The organism is Rahnella sp. BIGb0603, assembly GCF_024808755.1.
GTDB lineage: Bacteria > Pseudomonadota > Gammaproteobacteria > Enterobacterales > Enterobacteriaceae > Rahnella > Rahnella contaminans.
In genome coordinates this window covers 35,072-53,137 of record NZ_JANUEX010000012.1, presented here as the reverse complement: position 1 = coordinate 53,137, position 18,066 = coordinate 35,072, and the positions used below count along the sequence as shown (strand labels likewise).

Sequence of the window (18,066 nt, the reverse complement as noted above, 5' to 3'; positions counted from 1 at the left end):
CCCGCAGCAACGTGGTATAAAACCTGCACAACGTCATACATGAGAGGCTTTTGAATGACTAACGAAATGCGCACTTTAGCATTAGTACCCCAAGGTAGCCTGGAAGCCTATGTTCGGGCAGCCAATACTTATCCTATGCTTACCGCAGAGGAAGAACGGGCACTGGCTGAGCGGCTGCATTACGACGGTGACCTGGACGCAGCGAAAGAGCTGATCCTGTCTCACCTGCGCTTTGTTGCTCATATTGCCCGCAACTATTCAGGCTACGGTTTGCCACAGGCAGACCTTATCCAGGAAGGTAACATCGGCCTGATGAAAGCGGTTCGCCGTTTTAATCCGGAAGTCGGTGTACGTCTGGTGTCCTTTGCGGTGCATTGGATAAAAGCAGAAATTCACGAATACGTGCTGCGTAACTGGCGCATCGTGAAAGTCGCGACGACGAAAGCACAGCGTAAGCTGTTCTTTAACCTGCGTAAAAACAAACAACGTCTGGGTTGGTTCAGCCACGACGAAGTGGAGCACGTTGCCCGCGAACTGGGTGTGACCAGCAAAGATGTGCTGGAAATGGAATCGCGCATGGCCGCACAGGACATGACGTTCGACCCGACACCGGACGACGAACCACGCGACGGCGCCGCGATGGCACCGATGCTGTATCTGCAAGATAAAAGCTCTGACTTTGCAGAAAGCATCGAAGAAGATAACTGGGATCGCGATGCGACAGACAAACTGAGCTACGCGCTGGAAGGTCTGGACGAACGCAGCCAGGATATCATCCGTGCCCGCTGGTTAGATGACGATAACAAATCGACTCTGCAGGAACTGGCCGATAAATACGGTGTTTCAGCAGAACGTGTTCGTCAGCTTGAAAAGAACGCGATGAAGAAACTGCGTCTGGCGATTGAAGCCTGATACGACAGCTTTCTGAAAACAAAAAGCGACCTTCGGGTCGCTTTTTTTATGCCTGAAATTCAGCGCGGATTAGGGCTTCTTCCAGATATTCCCTGTCAGGGAAAAACCGCAGGCCTGCATAAAGGCGTCGGTCACGGCTTCGCCATCGGACGGCATTTCCCAGCTTTTGACCTGCGGCAGTTGCGCCTGCATATCTTCCATCAGATACAGCCCGACGCCGCGACGCCGCGTCACTTCGCGAACCCGCAGATCCCTGAGCTCGCCGTGGTCGCCGTTCAGCCGGACTTTCACCGCGCCAAGAATGCGCTCGTTAAACACGGCGGCGAACAGCGCGTGGTGTTCGCTCAGGCTGCCTTGCCAGTCACTTTCCGTTTGCTCAGGCCAGACTTTTGCCAGATCGATGAGATCCTGCGTGCTGAGCGAAGTGAGTTTTTGGATGGTTAATTTCATGATGTGGATGGTCAGAAAAAAGAGGCGTTTAGTGTAGCGGATCCGTCTGAAAATCGGGCGTAACTTTTTTTGTACAGTAACAGGTTGAAAACTTTTTCAGCGATCCCTGTATAAGCGATAAATGTTGGCTTTAATCAATAATGCCAGCGTTAACGGCTGATTGTTTAAAAGAGAACCGATTTTCCATCCAAATAAAATTCTGTTTACACCTCATATTTCTGACTGTGCCATTTGATTTGCAGAAGAAAATTCCTGTTTAATGATATGAATTATAAAGTCTTATTCGAAAATAAGGCGAAATAAGCCGGTAACTCATTATTACTTATACTAAATTTCTTAAGTGATGATGTTTTGAACAGGCAGGCAAAGAGCAAACCACAACACACATCAAACGGGGTAATCGGATGAAAGTAACAAAGGGTAAGATCTGGCTGGCAGGGTGTATTGCATTAGCAATGAGTCAGGCGGCATTCGCGAAAGATATCAAAGTCGCCATCGTTGGTGCTATGTCAGGTCCGGTCGCCCAGTATGGTGATATGGAGTTTACAGGGGCTAAACAAGCGATCGCAGACATCAATGCCAAAGGCGGCGTGAAAGGCGATAAATTGGTTGGCGTCGAATATGACGACGCGTGTGATCCGAAACAAGCGGTCGCCGTTGCCAACAAAGTGATCAACGACGGTATCCGTTACGTGATTGGCCACCTGTGTTCATCCTCAACACAGCCTGCTTCTGACATTTATGAAGACGAAGGCGTGCTGATGATCACGCCAGCTGCAACCAACGCAGACCTCACCACCCGTGGTTATAAAATGGTAATGCGCACCACCGGTCTGGATTCTGACCAGGGTCCGACCGCAGCCAAATACATCCTCGACACCATCAAACCAAAACGCATTGCTGTTGTGCATGATAAACAACAGTACGGCGAAGGCCTGGCCCGTTCCGTACAGGACGCGCTGAAAAAAGGCGGCGGCAACGTCGTTCTGTTTGAAGGTGTGACCGCCGGCGATAAAGACTTCTCTACGCTGGTTGCGCGTCTGAAGAAAGAAAACGTCGATTTCGTCTACTTCGGCGGTTACTACCCGGAGATGGGGCAGATCCTGCGCCAGTCTAAACAAGCCGGTCTGAACGCCAAATTTATGGGTCCGGAAGGCGTGGGTAACTCCTCACTGTCTAACATCGCCGGTGATGCCTCTGAAGGTATGCTGGTGACGCTGCCAAAACGTTATGACCAGGTTCCGGCTAACCAGCCAATCGTGGATGCCCTGAAAGCCAAAAAACTGGATCCAACCGGTCCGTTCGTCTGGACGACTTACGCCGCATTACAGGCGCTGACTACCGGTATGGAACGCAGCGGCAGCATGGAACCGGCTGACATCGCTAAAAATCTGAAATCAGCTTCCGTGGACACCGTCATGGGCCCCCTGAGCTGGGATGAAAAAGGTGACCTGAAAGGATTCGAATTCGGTATTTTCGAGTGGCATAAGGACGGCACGTCTACCCCTATCAAATAAATGCCCGGCATCCTTCGCGCCGCCTCTGCGTTGGCCGCCTTCATTCACCCCGGTCACTTACCTGTGTAAGCTCCCGGGGATTCATTCAGTTGCCGCCTTGAGGCAACACGAATGATTTTGGGCATTATGTTTCAGAACAGCGCATTACTCTGCCCGGCGTCTGGTGTTATAAAAGGCGCCGGGTTGCAGTCTCAGCACAAGTTATCAAACCCTTGATTAATAAGGATAGGGTATGTCAGAGCAGTTCCTCTATTTCATTCAGCAGATGTTCAACGGCGTGACGTTGGGCAGTACTTATGCGCTGATCGCCATTGGTTACACCATGGTTTACGGCATTATCGGCATGATCAACTTCGCACACGGCGAGGTGTATATGATCGGCAGTTATGTCTCTTTTATCGTAATCGCCGCTTTGATGATGATGGGTATCGACGCCAGCTGGTTGCTGATCGGTGCCGGTTTTATCGCCGCGATTGTGATTTCCAGTGCCTACGGCTGGAGCATTGAACGCGTGGCATATAAGCCGGTGCGTAACTCCAAGCGTCTGATTGCACTGATTTCTGCCATCGGGATGTCAATTTTTCTGCAAAACTACGTCAGCCTGACTCAGGGCTCGCGCGACCTTGCTTTACCGAGCCTGGTGACCGGCCAGTGGAAACTGGGCGAGGCGAATGGTTTCGCCGCGACAATCAGCACCATGCAACTGATTATCTGGATCGTGACCTTTGTGGCCATGCTGGCGCTGACGCTGTTCATCCGTTATTCACGTATGGGGCGTGCCTGCCGTGCCTGTGCGGAAGATCTCAAAATGGCCAGCCTGCTGGGGATCAGCACTGACCGCGTGATCTCGCTGACTTTCGTTATTGGCGCATTAATGGCGGCAGTGGCGGGCGTTCTGCTGGGGCAATTCTATGGCGTGATTAACCCGTACATTGGCTTTATGGCCGGGATGAAAGCCTTTACCGCAGCGGTTCTCGGCGGTATCGGCAGTATTCCTGGCGCGATGATTGGCGGCCTGATTTTAGGCGTGGCCGAAGCGCTGACCTCGGCGTATCTGAGCACCGAGTACAAAGATGTGGTGTCCTTCGCATTGCTGATCGTGGTGTTACTGGTGCTGCCGACCGGTATTCTCGGACGTCCGGAGGTTGAGAAAGTATGAAGCGCCTGAATCTGTTAAATGCGCTGGTCTCCGCTTTCGTCCTGCTGGTACTGGCTGCATTCATCATGGGATTACAGCTGAGCCTCGATGGCACAAAGCTGGTGGTGAACGGTGCCGGTGAAGTGCGCTGGACGTGGATTGCCATCGGTTGTGCCATCGTTTTCGTGTTTCAGCTGTTCCGTCCGATGGTCAGCAGTGGCCTGAAAAAAGTGTCCGGTCCGGGCTGGGTACTGCCGAGCTTTGACGGCTCGACGCCGAAACAAAAGTTGCTGGCGCTGGTGCTGATTATTGCCGCCATCGCCTGGCCGTTTATCGTTTCACGCGGCACGGTGGATATCGCCACGCTGACGCTTATCTACATTATGCTCGGCCTCGGTCTGAACGTGGTGGTCGGGTTGTCCGGTCTGCTGGTGCTGGGTTACGGCGGCTTTTACGCCATCGGCGCTTACACCTATGCGCTGCTCAATCACTATTACGGCATCGGTTTCTGGGAAGCATTACCGCTGGCCGGTCTGGTGTCGGCGGCGTTTGGTTTCCTGCTCGGGTTCCCGGTGCTGCGGCTGCGGGGCGATTATCTGGCGATTGTGACGCTCGGCTTCGGAGAGATCGTGCGTATCCTGCTGCTTAACAATACCGAACTGACCGGCGGGCCGAACGGCATCAGCCAGATCCCCAAACCGACGCTGTTCGGGCTGGAATTCAGCCGCACGCCACGCGACGGTGGCTGGGATACCTTCAGCAACTTCTTTCACGTCACCTACGACCCGAGTGACCGCATCATCTTCCTGTACATGGTGGCGCTGTTGCTGGTGATTGCGACATTGTTCATCATCAACCGGCTGCTGCGCATGCCGCTGGGCCGTGCGTGGGAAGCATTGCGTGAAGATGAAATTGCCTGCCGCTCGCTCGGGCTGAATCCGACCCGGATCAAACTGACGGCATTCACTATCAGCGCCGCGTTTGCCGGTTTCGCCGGTACGCTGTTCGCCGCGCGTCAGGGCTTTGTCAGCCCGGAATCCTTCACCTTTGCGGAGTCCGCCTTTGTGCTGGCTATCGTGGTGCTCGGCGGCATGGGCTCACAGTTTGCCGTCATTCTGGCGGCCATTCTGCTGGTAGTTTCCCGCGAGCTGATGCGTGACCTCAATGAATACAGCATGTTACTGCTCGGTGCGTTAATGGTGCTGATGATGATCTGGCGTCCGCAGGGCTTGTTGCCGATGAAACGTCCGCAACTCAAACTGAAACTCTCTAAGAAACAAATCGCCGATCAGGGGGAACAGGCATGAGCACGCAACCTCTGTTAGCCGTTGAAGGTTTGATGATGCGTTTTGGTGGCCTGCTGGCGGTCAACAATGTGGCGCTGAATCTCAATCAGGGCGAAATTGTGTCGCTGATTGGCCCGAACGGTGCCGGTAAAACCACGGTATTTAACTGTCTGACCGGTTTCTACAAACCGAGCGGCGGCACCATTAAACTGCGTGACCAGCATCTGGAAGGATTGCCCGGGCAGAAAATTGCCCGCATGGGTGTGGTGCGAACCTTCCAGCACGTGCGTCTGTTCCGTGAAATGACGGTGATTGAAAACCTGCTGGTTGCCCAGCATCAGCACCTGAAAAGCGGTGTGCTGGCGGGGCTGTTCAAAACGCCGGGATTTCGTCGCGCCGAAGCGGAAGCGCTCGATCGCGCTGCCGACTGGCTGGAACGTGTCGGATTGCTCGAACTGGCGAACCGTCAGGCGGGTAATCTGGCGTACGGCCAGCAGCGCCGTCTGGAAATCGTCCGCTGCATGGTGACGCGCCCGGAAATCCTGATGCTCGACGAACCGGCTGCCGGTCTGAATCCGCGCGAAACCGAAGAGCTGAATCAGCTGATTGCCGAACTGCGTAACCAGCACAACGTGTCGGTGCTGCTGATTGAGCACGACATGAAGCTGGTGATGGGCATTTCCGACCGCATCTACGTGGTGAATCAGGGCACGCCGCTGGCGCAGGGCACTCCGGCTGAAATTCGTAACAATCCTGACGTGATCCGCGCCTATTTAGGCGAAGGTTAATGGGCGAAGGCTAAGGGACAGAACAAGATGTTGTCATTTAATCAGGTATCCGCCCATTACGGCAAAATTCAGGCGCTGCATGAAGTCAGCCTGAACATTAATAAAGGGGAAATCGTCACGCTGATCGGCGCGAACGGCGCGGGGAAAACCACGCTGCTCGGCAGCTTGTGCGGCGAACCGCGTGCAACGAACGGCTCGATCATTTTTGAAGGGCAGGACATCACGCAGTGGCAGACCGCCAAGATCATGCGCGGCGATATCGCAATAGTGCCGGAAGGCCGCCGTGTGTTTTCGCGCATGACCGTGGAAGAAAATCTGGCGATGGGCGGTTTCTTTGCCACGCGCGACCAGTTTCATGCCCGTCTGGAGCGTGTGTTTACACTGTTCCCGCGTCTGAAAGAGCGTCGTATTCAGCGTTCAGGCACTATGTCCGGCGGCGAGCAACAGATGCTGGCGATTGGCCGTGCGCTGATGAGCCAGCCGCGTTTACTGCTGCTCGACGAGCCGTCGCTGGGGCTGGCGCCGATCATCATCCAGCAGATTTTTGACACTATCCAGCAACTGCGCGAAGAAGGGATGACCATCTTCCTGGTCGAGCAAAACGCCAATCAGGCGCTGAAACTCGCCGATCGCGGTTATGTGCTGGAGAACGGTCATGTGGTGCTGGAAGATACCGGCGCGGCATTGCTGGCCAACGAAGCTGTGCGTGCGGCCTATCTCGGCGCATAAATTGGCTTCTGATTTTAAAAATCTATGATAAATCTACTAAACCGCACGGCAAGCGCTTTGCGGTTTTTATTTTGTGGATAAATTAACATCTCTTACATTCTTATAACTTTGCACATCATCAGGAACATGTCATGAACACAGAAGGTTTACTCGCCGCCCGTATGGTCAGGCTTAAAAGTTCGGCCATCCGGGAATTGCTGAAACACAGCAAAATGGAAGGCGTTATTTCACTGGCGGGTGGTATTCCTTCTTCAGCGCTTTTTGATTTCGACGGCCTGCGTGAAGCCACACAGCTGGCGATAACAGAACAGCCGGAGCACGCATTCCAGTATGGCCTGACAGAAGGCAGTTATACGCTGCGTGAGCGTATTGCTTCTCTTTGTCAGGAACGTGGCGTGGTCGCGCAGCCTGAAGATATCGTAGTGACCGCCGGATCCCAGCAGGCGCTGGATCTGGTGATGCGCGCCGTGGTGAACCCGGATGATATTTTCGTGGTGGAGCGCCCGACCTATCTGGCCGCATTGCAGACTCTGGAACTGGCCGAAGCGCAAATCCTCTCCGTCGGTTCAGACGGCGACGGCATGATTGTCGATGAGCTGGCGGAACTGCTGAAAACACAAAAGATTAAAGGCGTGTATCTGGTGCCGACGTTCGGTAACCCGAGCGGCGTGACCCTGAGCCGTGTGCGCCGTGAGCAGCTGGTGAAACTGGCGGCACAGCACGAATTCCTGATTGTAGAAGATGATCCGTACGGCGAACTGCGTTTCACCGAAGAACGCCAGCCGACGCTGTTTGAGCTGTCGAAAGCACTGTTCGGTCACGCGGATAACATTATCTACACCTCGACGTTCTCTAAAATTCTGGCGCCGGGTTTGCGTCTGGGCTGGGTGATTATGCCTGACTGGCTGCTGCATAAAGTCGCCATCATCAAACAGGCGGCAGATTTGCACGCCAGCGCGTTGTCGCAGAGCATTGCGGAATATTATCTCGGTCTTGGCCGTCTGCCGAAGCAGATCGAAACCATTCGTGCCGCGTATAAAAAGAAATGCCAGGTCATGGCCGAACTGCTGGAACGCGAACTGGGCGACGTGCTGACGTTTGAATATCCGAAAGGCGGCATGTTCCTGTGGGCACGTTTCCGCGAGCCGCGTAACTGCGCTGAGTGGATGAAAAAGACGCTGGAGCAGGGCGTGGTGTTTGTGCCTGGCGAATTCTTCTATGCCGATAATCCGGATCACTCGACCTTCCGTCTGTCGTTCGCCACCGCGACCGAAGAGCAGATGCACGAGGCGGTTGCCCGCCTGAAACGCGCGTTGTAAAACCCCCGGATTTCCCTTCTTTATAAGGCGCATCGTTCACCCGATGCGCCTTCTTTTTTGCCATCTGTTCGTCACCTGCACTTCATGCTGCTGTAACGTTAATGTCATTTAACTGTTATTTATCTGTAATTTAGCCGTGTCATGTTACCTCCGCATAAAAACGTTTCTCAATACCCCATTTATCTCTGCCCCTTTTACACCAGCAGAATTCAGGAGACAGGCATGTTCATCAACCTCAAAAAAACGGTCATCGGCACCGCGCTGACGCTGGCTTTCAGCGCCAATGCCTTCGCTGTGACAGAAATTCCTTTCTGGCACTCAATGGACGGCGAATTAGGCAAAGAAGTGAACTCGCTGGCCGACCGTTTTAACCAGACACACCCTGATGTCAAAATCGTGCCTGTCTATAAAGGCAAATACGACGAAAGCCTGGCGGCCGGTATCGCGGCATATCGCACCGGCAATGCTCCGGCTATCTTGCAGGTTTACGAAGTAGGCACCGCGACCATGATGGCCAGCAAAGCCATCAAACCGGTCTACGAAGTGTTCAGTGATGCAGGCATCAAAGAAGACGTTTCCCAGTTCGTGCCGACCGTTTCCGGTTATTACTCCGATTCCAAAGGCCGTCTGTTATCCCAGCCTTTCAACAGCTCCACGCCGGTGCTGTATTACAACAAAGATGCGTTTAAGAAAGCCGGTCTGAACCCGGATCAGCCGCCGAAAACCTGGCAGGATATGGCCGCGTACACCGAAAAACTGCGTGAAGCCGGCATGAAGTGTGGCTACGCCAGCGGCTGGCAGGGCTGGATCCAGATTGAGAACTTCAGCGCGTGGCACGGTCTGCCAATCGCTACCAAAAACAACGGCTTCGACGGCACCGATGCGGTTCTGGAATTCAATAAACCAGAGCAAATCAAACACATTCAGATGCTCGAAGACATGAACAAAAAAGGTGATTTCACCTATTTTGGTCGTAAAGACGAATCCACCGCCAAGTTCTATAACGGCGACTGCGCGATGACTACCGCATCTTCCGGTTCACTGGCCGACATCCGTCAGTATTCCAAATTCAACTACGGCGTGGGCATGATGCCTTACGACGCAGACATCAAAGGCGCACCACAAAACGCCATCATCGGCGGCGCAAGCCTGTGGGTGATGAACGGCAAAGACAAAGACACTTACAAAGGCGTCGCCGAATTCCTGCAATTCCTGACCACGCCGGAAATCGCTGCCGAATGGCACCAGAAAACCGGTTATCTGCCGGTGACGACTGCGGCGTATGAGCTGACCAAAAAAGAAGGCTTCTACGAGAAGAATCCGGGTTCTGACGTTGCCACCCGCCAGATGCTGAACAAGCCGCCATTACCGTTCACCAAAGGTCTGCGTCTGGGCAACATGCCGCAGATCCGTACCATCGTTGATGAAGAACTGGAAAGCGTCTGGAGCGGTAAGAAAAGCGCCAAAGAAGCACTGGATACCGCAGTACAGCGCGGGAATCTGCTGCTGCGTCGCTTCGAAGCTTCTGCCAAATAATTTTCTTGCACCTCCCCCCGCGAAGGGGAGGGAGCAAAACAGCCTCCCCCTTTGCAGGGGGAGGAGCCAAACCCGTCATCGCATTAACGAGTAAACCATCATGAGTTCACACCGTCCCGGTTTTGGTTGCAGCTGGTTGCCGTACGCGCTGGTGTTGCCGCAGCTGTTGATCACCGCGATATTTTTCCTGTGGCCTGCCGGTCAGGCGCTGTGGTATTCGGTACAGACACTGGATCCTTTCGGCTTATCCAGCACCTTCGCCGGTCTGACTAACTTCACACAGCTGTTTCAGGACCCGTACTATCTCGACTCTTTTTATACCACGCTGAAATTCAGCTTTATGGTGGCATTCATCGGACTGGCCGTTTCGCTGTTTTTCGCGGCGCTGGTCGATCACGTGGTACGCGGCAGCCGGATTTATCAGACGCTGATGATCCTGCCTTACGCCGTGGCGCCAGCCGTTGCCGCCGTTTTGTGGATGTTTCTGTTCAGCCCCGGTCTGGGCCTGATTACTCATTTCCTGGGCTCGATAGGCTACAACTGGAACCACGCGCAAAACAGCGGTCAGGCGATGTTCCTGGTGGTGCTGGCGTCGGTCTGGAAGCAGGTCAGCTACAACTTCCTGTTCTTCCTGGCGGCGTTGCAGTCGATCCCAAAATCTCTGGTAGAAGCGGCGGCTATCGATGGCGCAGGCCCGGTACGTCGCTTCTTCAATCTCGTATTACCGCTGATTTCACCGGTGAGCTTCTTCCTGCTGGTGGTCAATCTGGTGTACGCCTTCTTTGATACCTTCCCGGTGATTGATGCCGCGACAGCCGGTGGCCCGGTACAGGCGACGACCACGCTGATTTATAAAGTGTATCGCGAAGGTTTCTCCGGCCTGGACTTGTCCAGCTCCGCCGCGCAGTCCGTCATTCTGATGCTGCTGGTTTGCGGCCTGACGTTCATTCAGTTCCGCTTTGTCGAGCGTAAGGTGCGTTACCAATGATTGAGAACCGCAGAGGGCTGGATATCTTCAGCCACATCATGCTGCTGCTTGGCGTGCTGGTGATTTTATTCCCGCTGTACGTCGCGTTTGTGGCGGCCTCGCTGGATAACAAACAGATTTTCGATGTGCCAATGACGCTGATCCCGGGCACCCATTTATGGGAAAACATCACCACCATCTGGACGCAGGGGGCAGGGAACAGCAGTCCGGCATTCGGACGGATGCTGATCAACAGCTTCATCATGGCGATGGTGATCACCATCGGTAAGATTTCGGTGTCAATGCTTTCGGCTTACGCGATTGTCTATTTTCGTTTTCCGCTGCGTAACCTGTTCTTCTGGCTGATTTTCATGACGCTGATGTTGCCGGTGGAAGTGCGTATTTTCCCGACCGTTCAGGTCATCGCTAATCTGCATATGCTCGACAGCTACACCGGCCTGACGTTGCCGCTGATGGCCTCGGCGACCGCGACTTTCCTGTTTCGCCAGTTCTTTATGACCTTGCCGGATGAATTGCTGGAAGCCGCACGTATCGACGGCGCAGGCGCGATGCGCTTTTTCTGGGACATCGTGCTGCCGCTGTCGAAAACCAATCTGGCGGCGCTGTTCGTCATCACCTTTATTTATGGCTGGAACCAGTACTTGTGGCCGATTCTGATCACCAGCGATGCCTCGATGGGCACGGCGGTGGCGGGGATCAAAAGCATGATTTCCTCCGGCGACGGCTCGACCCAATGGAATCAGGTGATGGCGGCCATGATCCTGACCTTATTGCCACCGCTGGCGGTGGTGCTCCTGATGCAGCGCTGGTTTGTGCGCGGCCTGGTAGACAGTGAGAAGTAACTGAAATGGCAAATTTGAAATTACAGGCAGTGACCAAATCCTACGACGGCAAAAACCAGATCATCCAGAGCATCGATCTGGACGTGGCCGACGGCGAGTTCATCGTGATGGTCGGGCCTTCCGGCTGCGGAAAATCGACTCTGCTGCGCATGGTGGCCGGGCTTGAGCGCACGACCTCCGGTGATATCTACATTAACGACCAGCGCGTCACCGAGCTGGAACCGAAAGATCGCGGCATCGCAATGGTCTTCCAGAACTATGCGCTGTATCCGCACATGAGCGTGTACGACAACATGGCGTATGGCCTGAAAATCCGCGGCTTCGGCAAAGCGCAAATCAACGATCGCGTTGAGGAAGCGGCGCGCATTCTGGAACTGGGGCCGTTGCTCAAACGAAAACCGCGTGAGCTTTCCGGCGGCCAGCGTCAGCGTGTGGCAATGGGGCGTGCCATCGTGCGGGAACCGGCGGTATTCCTGTTCGACGAACCGCTTTCTAACCTCGACGCTAAACTGCGCGTCCAGATGCGCCTTGAACTACAACAATTACATCGTCGTCTGCGCACCACCAGCCTGTACGTCACCCACGATCAGGTGGAAGCCATGACCCTGGCCGAACGTGTGATCGTGATGAACAAAGGTATTGCCGAACAAATCGGCACGCCGTCGGAAGTCTATCGCCGTCCGGCCAGCCTGTTTGTCGCCAGCTTTATCGGCTCTCCGGCCATGAACCTGTTACCGGGCCAGCTCACCACGGACGGCACGTCGCTGGTGATGGAAGGCGGGTTTGAACTGCCGCTGCCGGTGGCGCGTCCTGAGTGGGGCGGTCGTGAGCTGACGGTCGGTATTCGCCCTGAACATATTCATCTGACTGATGACACACAAAACGGTATTCCGATGGTGCTCAATACGCTGGAACTGCTGGGTGCGGATAATCTGGCACACGGCAAACTGGCGGGCAGCGGCGTTGTGGTGCGTTTATCGCATGAAGTGTTCCCGACAGCCGGTTCGCTGTTGCGCTTGGTTTTCCCGGCGAAAGCGTTACACTTTTTCGATACTCACACCGGATTACGGATGGAATGAACATGAAAGCCTGGCCTTATCCTCGCATTGTGGCGCACCGCGGCGGCGGTGCTCTGGCACCGGAAAACACGCTGGCGGCTATCGATATGGGCGCGAAATACGGTCATACGATGATCGAATTTGACGCCAAACTGGCGCAGGGCGGGGAAATCTTCCTGTTGCACGACGATACCCTGAACCGCACCAGCAATGGCTGGGGTGTGGCAGGTGAATTGCCGTGGGAAAAACTCGAACGGCTCGACGCCGGCGATTGGTATGGCGCAGAGTTCAAAGGAGAAAAACTCCCGCTGCTCTCGCAGGTCGCCGAACGTTGTGCGCGCCACAACATGATGGCGAATATCGAAATCAAACCGACCACCGGGCTGGATGAAAAAACCGGAACCGACGTCGCGCTGGCCGCCCGTGAATTGTGGAAAAACCAGGCCGTGCCGCCGCTGCTTTCTTCGTTCGAATTTGACGCACTGGTTGCTGCGAAAAAAGCCGCCCCCGAGCTTCCGCGCGGTCTGCTGATCGACTCGTGGCACGAAAACTGGAAAGCACTGACCGACGAACTGGAATGTGCGTCTCTGCATCTCAATCACAAACTGCTTAATGAAGAACGCGTGAAAGCAATCAAAGCCGCCGGTCTGCATATTCTGGTGTATACCGTGAATAATCCGGCGCGCGCCCGTGAATTACTGGGCTGGGGCGTGGACTGTATTTGTACCGATAAGATTGATGTGATCGGGCCGGATTTCGTTTAAGCGGGTAACGCGGATCAGGCGCAGTGAACACCGCGCCTGAAGGGGGATTACGGCGTCTGATTCAGCTTCTGACCCAGCGTCTGGTTATTCTGCTGGATCTGTAAACGTTGCTGATTGCTCTGGATCTGCGATTTCAGCTTCAGCTGCTGTTGCTGCTGACTGTTACGCATGTCCTGCTCTTGCTGACGTTTCTGCATCTGCTGATTGTTCTGCTGTTGTTGTTGCATGCGTTGTTGCGACGGATTGTTCAGCAGCGGATCGTCAGGGTTCGGCACTTTTTCGACTGCACTGGTGGTCTGAACAGCAAACAGCAGCGGCAGCGCGGCGAGCATTCCATATAAACATTTCATCAGTTCATCCTCCGTTTTCAGTCATCCGTTAAGTGTATGCCATCGCAGCCGTGAACGTGTCCTTTGAGCGCACGTTTCCCTCAAAGCGTGCTGTCGCTCTCGTTTGCTCTATAATTGAACAGATGTAAACCATCTTCACGCACCGCGGTTTCCTTCATTCCGTTACAATCGTGCATCTTTATCATTTTAGGGCTCAACTGCCGTGCCTTTACTCATTATCACCACCATTTTGTGGGCCTTTTCGTTCAGCCTGATCGGCGTCTATCTGGCCGGACAGGTTGACAGCGTGTTCTCCGTATTAGTCCGTTTAGGACTGGCGGCGCTGGTTTTCCTGCCGTTCCTGCGCTGGAAAGGTCATCAGCTCACCACCATTTTGTTGTACATGGCGGTGGGCGCGATGCAGCTTGGCATCATGTATCTCATCAGCTTCGAAGCGTATCTGTACCTTTCGGTACCGGAATTCCTGCTATTTACAGTGATGACGCCGCTGTACGTCACACTGATTTATGACCTGATCAGTGGCCGCAAAATCCGTATCGGTTATGCGCTGAGCGCCCTGCTGGCGGTCGCGGGCGCGGCGATTATTCGTTACGACCACATCAGCGAACATTTCATCATTGGTTTGCTGCTGGTGCAGGCGGCGAACATCTGTTTTGCCATCGGGCAGGTGGGCTATAAACGCCTGATGGAAACCCGTCCGATGCCGCAGCATACGGCGTTTTCCTGGTTCTATCTTGGGGCACTGTTGTGCGCGGTGGTGGCCTGGTTCCTGTGGGGCAATCCGCAAAAATTACCGACCACGAACCTGCAATGGGGGATTCTGGTGTGGCTGGGCATTGGTGCTTCAGGGCTGGGGTATTTCATGTGGAACTACGGTGCGACGCAGGTTGATGCGGGAACGCTGGGAATTATGAACAACTTCCACGTCCCGGCGGGGCTGCTGGTGAATCTGGCAATCTGGCAACAGCAGCCGCACTGGCCGAGCTTTATTATTGGCGCAGCAGTGATTATGTCCTCACTGTGGGTACACCGGCGTTGGGTCGTGCCGCGTCGCGAACAAACGGCAGATGATCGCACGCGTGCTGGCGCGCCGAACGAATAAACGCTTCGGTCACCGGCTGACGCTGTTCGCCGTCGCGCACGGCGGCGAACAGACGGCTCCATAAACCTTCGCCCAGGGTCTTCGTTACGACGAGGCCCTGGCGCTCAAAACTTTCTACGACCCAGTGCGGTAACGCCGCAATCCCCATTCTCGCCGACACCATCTGGATTAATAACAATGTGTTATCGACGCTTTTCAGCGACGGGCTGACCCCTGCCGGTTGCAGAAAATGCCGCCAGATATCCAGACGCTGACGCTGAACCGGATAAATCATCAGGGTTTCAGTACTCAAATCTTCCGGCGAAATCACGGTTTTAGCCGCCAGCGGATGATCCGGTGCCAGCACCAGACGGACTTCGTAATCGAACATCGGGGAGTAGTGCAAACCGCTGCGCGGCAGAATATCGGAGGTCAGCACGATATCCAGCTCGCCCTGTTGCAGCGCCGGTTGCGGGTCAAACGTCACGCCGGATTTGAAATCCATCACCACATGCGGCCAGTTCTGGTGGAAGTTATCCAGCGCGGGCGTCAGCCACTGAATACAGCTGTGGCACTCAATCGCGATGCGCAGTGAAGTCTGGTGCGGCTCATTGCACGCCTGCAACGCCTGCTGGATTTGCGGCAGCACCTGTTCTGCCAGATTCAGCATGATTTCGCCCTGCGGCGTAAAGCGTAAAGGCTGACTTTTCCGCACGAACAACCTGAAACCCAGCCGTTGCTCAAGGTCGCTGAACTGGTGCGACAGGGCCGATTGTGTCTGATGAAGCTGCGAGGCGGCGGCGGCCAGTGACCCGGTGTTGCGCAGTGCTTGCAACGTTCGCAGGTGTTTCAGTTCGATCATGAGAGTCCTTCACTGTGTCATGAATAATTTGCGCTTGTGGATTATACAGTACCTGCGGATTATGGATGTGTAAACATCTGGATGGCTAAACAGGAACTAAAAAGATGACGATACTGAATCACACTCTGGGTTTTCCACGCGTTGGTCTGCGTCGTGAACTTAAAAAAGCACAAGAAAGCTACTGGGCAGGCAATTCCACTCAGGAAGAACTGCTGGCAACCGGACGTGAACTCCGCGCCCGTCACTGGAAGCAACAAGCTGAAGCAGGCGTGGATTTAGTGCCGGTGGGCGATTTCGCCTGGTACGATCACGTACTGACCACCAGCCTCCTGCTGGGCAACGTGCCGGCACGTCATCAGAATGACGACGGCTCTGTGGATCTCGATACCTTATTCCGCCTTGGCCGTGGCCGCGCACCGACCGGTAAACCGGCGGCGGCAGCGGAAATGACCAAATGGTTTAACACCAACTATCACTACATGGTGCCGGAGTTTGTGAAAGGGCAGAAATTTAAACTGACCTGGACACAACTGCTGGAAGAAGTGGACGAAGCGCTGGCGCTCGGCCACAAAGTGAAACCTGTTCTGCTGGGCCCGCTGACCTATCTGTGGCTCGGCAAAGTCAAAGGCGAACAGTTTGACCGCCTTTCCCTGCTCAACGACATTCTGCCTGTTTATCAGCAGGTGCTGGCTGAACTGGCAAAACGCGATGTTGAGTGGGTGCAGATTGACGAACCGGCGCTGGTGCTGGAATTACCGCAGGAATGGCTGGACGCGTACAAACCGGCTTATACCGCACTGGAACAGAGCAAAACCAAACTGCTGCTGACCACCTATTTCGACAGCGTCGGACATAATCTCGACACTATCCGTCAGCTGCCGGTTCAGGGGTTACACATTGATGCCGTCGCTGGTCGCGATGATTTGCAAGCCGTCATCAGTAAACTGCCAAAAAACTGGCTGATTTCTCTGGGGGTGATCAATGGCCGTAACGTCTGGCGTGCTGATCTGAGCACCTGGTTTGACCGTCTGAAACCTCTGGTTGCAGGGCGCAACGTCTGGATCGGCAGCTCTTGTTCCCTGCTGCACAGTCCGATTGATTTAAGCGTCGAAAGCCGTCTGGATGAAGAAGTGAAAAGCTGGTTCGCCTTCGCCCTGCAAAAATGTGCCGAGCTGTCACTGTTGACGTCTGCGCTGAACCATCCGACTGAGGAAGCGCAGCTGAAACTGGCCGAATACAGCGCGCCCATCCGTGCCCGCCGTGAATCCGCCCGTGTGAATAATCCGGCAGTCGGTCAACGCGTGGCGGCGATTACGGCCACAGATATCGAGCGTCAGCACGTTTACACCGAACGTGCTAAAGCGCAGCGTGCCCGTTTCAACCTGCCTGCCTGGCCGACCACCACCATCGGCTCATTCCCGCAAACCACTGAAATTCGCGGCCTGCGTCTGGACTTTAAACAAGGTCGGCTGGATAACACCAAATACCGCACCGGTATCAGCGAACATATTAAGCAGGCCATTAAAGAACAGGAACGTCTGGATATCGACGTGCTGGTGCATGGTGAAGCTGAACGTAACGACATGGTGGAATATTTCGGCGAGCATCTGGACGGTTTTGTATTCACGCAAAACGGCTGGGTACAAAGCTACGGTTCACGTTGCGTGAAACCGCCGGTGATTATCGGCGATGTCAGCCGTCCGCAAGCCATTACCGTGGAGTGGGCGAAGTATGCGCAGTCGCTGACCGAAAAACCGGTGAAAGGCATGCTGACCGGCCCGATCACTATTCTCTGCTGGTCCTTCCCGCGTGAAGATGTCAGCCGCGAAACCATCGCTAAACAAATCGCGCTGGCGCTGCGTGATGAAGTGGAAGATCTGGAAAAAGCCGGTATCGGTATCATTCAGATTGACGAACCGGCACTGCGCGAAGGCCTGCCGCTGCGCCAGTCTGAATGGAATGCTTACCTCCGCTGGGCGGTAGATGCGTTCAAACTGAACGCCGCGATTGCCAGCGATGACACGCAGATCCACACCCACATGTGTTACTGCGAATTCAACGACATCATGGATTCCATTGCCGCGCTGGATGCTGACGTGATCACCATCGAAACCTCGCGTTCCGATATGGACTTGCTGGAATCGTTTAAAGACTTCGAGTACCCGAATGAAATCGGGCCGGGCGTTTACGACATTCACTCACCTAACGTGCCAGGCGTGGAGTGGATTGAGGATTTACTGCGTAAAGCCGCGGATCGTATTCCGGCGGAACGCCTGTGGGTCAACCCGGACTGTGGCCTGAAAACCCGCGGCTGGCCGGAAACCCGCGAATCGCTGGAAAACATGGTTAAAGCCGCCAAGCGTCTGCGCGCTGAGAAAGCCTGAATTAAAGAGTCGTTGTGTTGTTGCTGACACGTTTTGGGGCACTCCGGTGCCCCTTTTTTTTG

General features: G+C 54.6%; 17 protein-coding genes. 14 read left to right on the top strand and 3 right to left on the bottom strand.

The window, feature by feature from the left end:
• Window positions 1–54 precede the first annotated feature (54 nt).
• The gene (gene rpoH / locus M2403_RS23470; RefSeq protein WP_152324796.1) at window positions 55–912 is read left to right on the top strand and encodes an RNA polymerase sigma factor RpoH; all 858 of its coding nucleotides are present in this window, start codon (window positions 55–57) and stop codon (window positions 910–912) included.
• A gap of 69 nt (window positions 913–981) precedes the next feature.
• Here the strand turns inward: rpoH and panM are convergent, their stop codons facing one another.
• Window positions 982–1,362, bottom strand: a complete 381-nt coding sequence (gene panM, locus M2403_RS23465; RefSeq protein ID WP_165061863.1) for an aspartate 1-decarboxylase autocleavage activator PanM — start codon at window positions 1,360–1,362, stop codon at window positions 982–984.
• A gap of 404 nt (window positions 1,363–1,766) precedes the next feature.
• Between panM and M2403_RS23460 the strand changes: the two genes are divergently transcribed.
• The 11 genes from M2403_RS23460 (at window position 1,767) to ugpQ (ending at window position 13,327) form a co-directional block, all read left to right on the top strand.
• The gene (locus M2403_RS23460) at window positions 1,767–2,879 is read left to right on the top strand and encodes a branched-chain amino acid ABC transporter substrate-binding protein (protein ID WP_152324798.1); all 1,113 of its coding nucleotides are present in this window, start codon (window positions 1,767–1,769) and stop codon (window positions 2,877–2,879) included.
• A 232-nt stretch (window positions 2,880–3,111) separates the two neighbouring features.
• Window positions 3,112–4,038 (top strand): high-affinity branched-chain amino acid ABC transporter permease LivH, encoded by a 927-nt coding sequence (livH, locus tag M2403_RS23455; protein ID WP_095924234.1) that lies wholly within the window; start codon window positions 3,112–3,114, stop codon window positions 4,036–4,038.
• Window positions 4,035–5,324, top strand: a complete 1,290-nt coding sequence (locus M2403_RS23450) for a high-affinity branched-chain amino acid ABC transporter permease LivM (RefSeq protein WP_152324799.1) — start codon at window positions 4,035–4,037, stop codon at window positions 5,322–5,324. The genes livH and M2403_RS23450 overlap by 4 nt, the downstream gene beginning before the upstream one ends.
• Window positions 5,321–6,091, top strand: coding sequence for a high-affinity branched-chain amino acid ABC transporter ATP-binding protein LivG (gene livG / locus M2403_RS23445; RefSeq protein ID WP_165061854.1), 771 nt, complete (start codon window positions 5,321–5,323; stop codon window positions 6,089–6,091). Before M2403_RS23450 ends, livG begins: the two co-directional genes overlap by 4 nt.
• Window positions 6,092–6,118: 27 nt before the next feature.
• A complete protein-coding gene (livF, locus tag M2403_RS23440) occupies window positions 6,119–6,820 on the top strand; it encodes a high-affinity branched-chain amino acid ABC transporter ATP-binding protein LivF (RefSeq protein ID WP_259231135.1) in 702 nt (233 codons plus the stop codon).
• 131 nt (window positions 6,821–6,951) lie between these two features.
• The gene (locus M2403_RS23435; RefSeq protein ID WP_259231134.1) at window positions 6,952–8,139 is read left to right on the top strand and encodes a PLP-dependent aminotransferase family protein; all 1,188 of its coding nucleotides are present in this window, start codon (window positions 6,952–6,954) and stop codon (window positions 8,137–8,139) included.
• Window positions 8,140–8,361: 222 nt separating this feature from the next.
• Window positions 8,362–9,675, top strand: a complete 1,314-nt coding sequence (gene ugpB, locus M2403_RS23430; protein ID WP_165061849.1) for a sn-glycerol-3-phosphate ABC transporter substrate-binding protein UgpB — start codon at window positions 8,362–8,364, stop codon at window positions 9,673–9,675.
• A gap of 100 nt (window positions 9,676–9,775) precedes the next feature.
• A complete protein-coding gene (gene ugpA, locus M2403_RS23425; protein WP_152324804.1) occupies window positions 9,776–10,663 on the top strand; it encodes a sn-glycerol-3-phosphate ABC transporter permease UgpA in 888 nt (295 codons plus the stop codon).
• Entirely contained in the window at window positions 10,660–11,505 is an 846-nt protein-coding gene (gene ugpE, locus M2403_RS23420; RefSeq protein ID WP_152324805.1) for a sn-glycerol-3-phosphate ABC transporter permease UgpE, read from the top strand. Before ugpA ends, ugpE begins: the two co-directional genes overlap by 4 nt.
• Window positions 11,506–11,510: 5 nt before the next feature.
• The gene (locus M2403_RS23415; RefSeq protein WP_120134718.1) at window positions 11,511–12,584 is read left to right on the top strand and encodes a sn-glycerol-3-phosphate import ATP-binding protein UgpC; all 1,074 of its coding nucleotides are present in this window, start codon (window positions 11,511–11,513) and stop codon (window positions 12,582–12,584) included.
• A gap of 2 nt (window positions 12,585–12,586) precedes the next feature.
• Window positions 12,587–13,327, top strand: a complete 741-nt coding sequence (gene ugpQ, locus M2403_RS23410) for a glycerophosphodiester phosphodiesterase (RefSeq protein WP_152324806.1) — start codon at window positions 12,587–12,589, stop codon at window positions 13,325–13,327.
• A gap of 47 nt (window positions 13,328–13,374) precedes the next feature.
• On the opposite strand, the gene M2403_RS23405 is transcribed toward ugpQ, so the two are convergent.
• Entirely contained in the window at window positions 13,375–13,677 is a 303-nt protein-coding gene (locus M2403_RS23405) for a DUF2756 domain-containing protein (protein ID WP_152324807.1), read from the bottom strand.
• 202 nt (window positions 13,678–13,879) lie between these two features.
• Here M2403_RS23405 and M2403_RS23400 point away from each other — a divergent pair, with 202 nt between their 5' ends.
• On the top strand, window positions 13,880–14,779 hold the full coding sequence (locus M2403_RS23400) for a carboxylate/amino acid/amine transporter (protein WP_152324808.1): 900 nt from the start codon (window positions 13,880–13,882) through the stop codon (window positions 14,777–14,779).
• On the opposite strand, the gene metR is transcribed toward M2403_RS23400, so the two are convergent.
• Window positions 14,685–15,620 (bottom strand): HTH-type transcriptional regulator MetR, encoded by a 936-nt coding sequence (gene metR / locus M2403_RS23395; RefSeq protein WP_165061841.1) that lies wholly within the window; start codon window positions 15,618–15,620, stop codon window positions 14,685–14,687. The two genes, M2403_RS23400 and metR, sit on opposite strands and share 95 nt — an antisense overlap.
• Window positions 15,621–15,724: 104 nt before the next feature.
• On the opposite strand from metR, the gene metE reads away from it, so the two are divergent.
• Window positions 15,725–18,004 (top strand): 5-methyltetrahydropteroyltriglutamate--homocysteine S-methyltransferase, encoded by a 2,280-nt coding sequence (gene metE, locus M2403_RS23390; protein ID WP_259231132.1) that lies wholly within the window; start codon window positions 15,725–15,727, stop codon window positions 18,002–18,004.
• Window positions 18,005–18,066 lie beyond the last annotated feature (62 nt).

Excerpts from the sequence above, each read along its gene's own strand:
- rpoH (WP_152324796.1), top strand. The coding sequence starts at position 55 with ATGACTAACGAAATGCGCACTTTAGCATTAGTACCCCAAGGTAGCCTG.
- panM (WP_165061863.1), bottom strand. The coding sequence starts at position 1,362 with ATGAAATTAACCATCCAAAAACTCACTTCGCTCAGCACGCAGGATCTC.
- M2403_RS23460 (WP_152324798.1), top strand. The coding sequence starts at position 1,767 with ATGAAAGTAACAAAGGGTAAGATCTGGCTGGCAGGGTGTATTGCATTA.
- livH (WP_095924234.1), top strand. The coding sequence starts at position 3,112 with ATGTCAGAGCAGTTCCTCTATTTCATTCAGCAGATGTTCAACGGCGTG.
- M2403_RS23450 (WP_152324799.1), top strand. The coding sequence starts at position 4,035 with ATGAAGCGCCTGAATCTGTTAAATGCGCTGGTCTCCGCTTTCGTCCTG.
- livG (WP_165061854.1), top strand. The coding sequence starts at position 5,321 with ATGAGCACGCAACCTCTGTTAGCCGTTGAAGGTTTGATGATGCGTTTT.
- livF (WP_259231135.1), top strand. The coding sequence starts at position 6,119 with ATGTTGTCATTTAATCAGGTATCCGCCCATTACGGCAAAATTCAGGCG.
- M2403_RS23435 (WP_259231134.1), top strand. The coding sequence starts at position 6,952 with ATGAACACAGAAGGTTTACTCGCCGCCCGTATGGTCAGGCTTAAAAGT.
- ugpB (WP_165061849.1), top strand. The coding sequence starts at position 8,362 with ATGTTCATCAACCTCAAAAAAACGGTCATCGGCACCGCGCTGACGCTG.
- ugpA (WP_152324804.1), top strand. The coding sequence starts at position 9,776 with ATGAGTTCACACCGTCCCGGTTTTGGTTGCAGCTGGTTGCCGTACGCG.
- ugpE (WP_152324805.1), top strand. The coding sequence starts at position 10,660 with ATGATTGAGAACCGCAGAGGGCTGGATATCTTCAGCCACATCATGCTG.
- M2403_RS23415 (WP_120134718.1), top strand. The coding sequence starts at position 11,511 with ATGGCAAATTTGAAATTACAGGCAGTGACCAAATCCTACGACGGCAAA.
- ugpQ (WP_152324806.1), top strand. The coding sequence starts at position 12,587 with ATGAAAGCCTGGCCTTATCCTCGCATTGTGGCGCACCGCGGCGGCGGT.
- M2403_RS23405 (WP_152324807.1), bottom strand. The coding sequence starts at position 13,677 with ATGAAATGTTTATATGGAATGCTCGCCGCGCTGCCGCTGCTGTTTGCT.
- metR (WP_165061841.1), bottom strand. The coding sequence starts at position 15,620 with ATGATCGAACTGAAACACCTGCGAACGTTGCAAGCACTGCGCAACACC.
- metE (WP_259231132.1), top strand. The coding sequence starts at position 15,725 with ATGACGATACTGAATCACACTCTGGGTTTTCCACGCGTTGGTCTGCGT.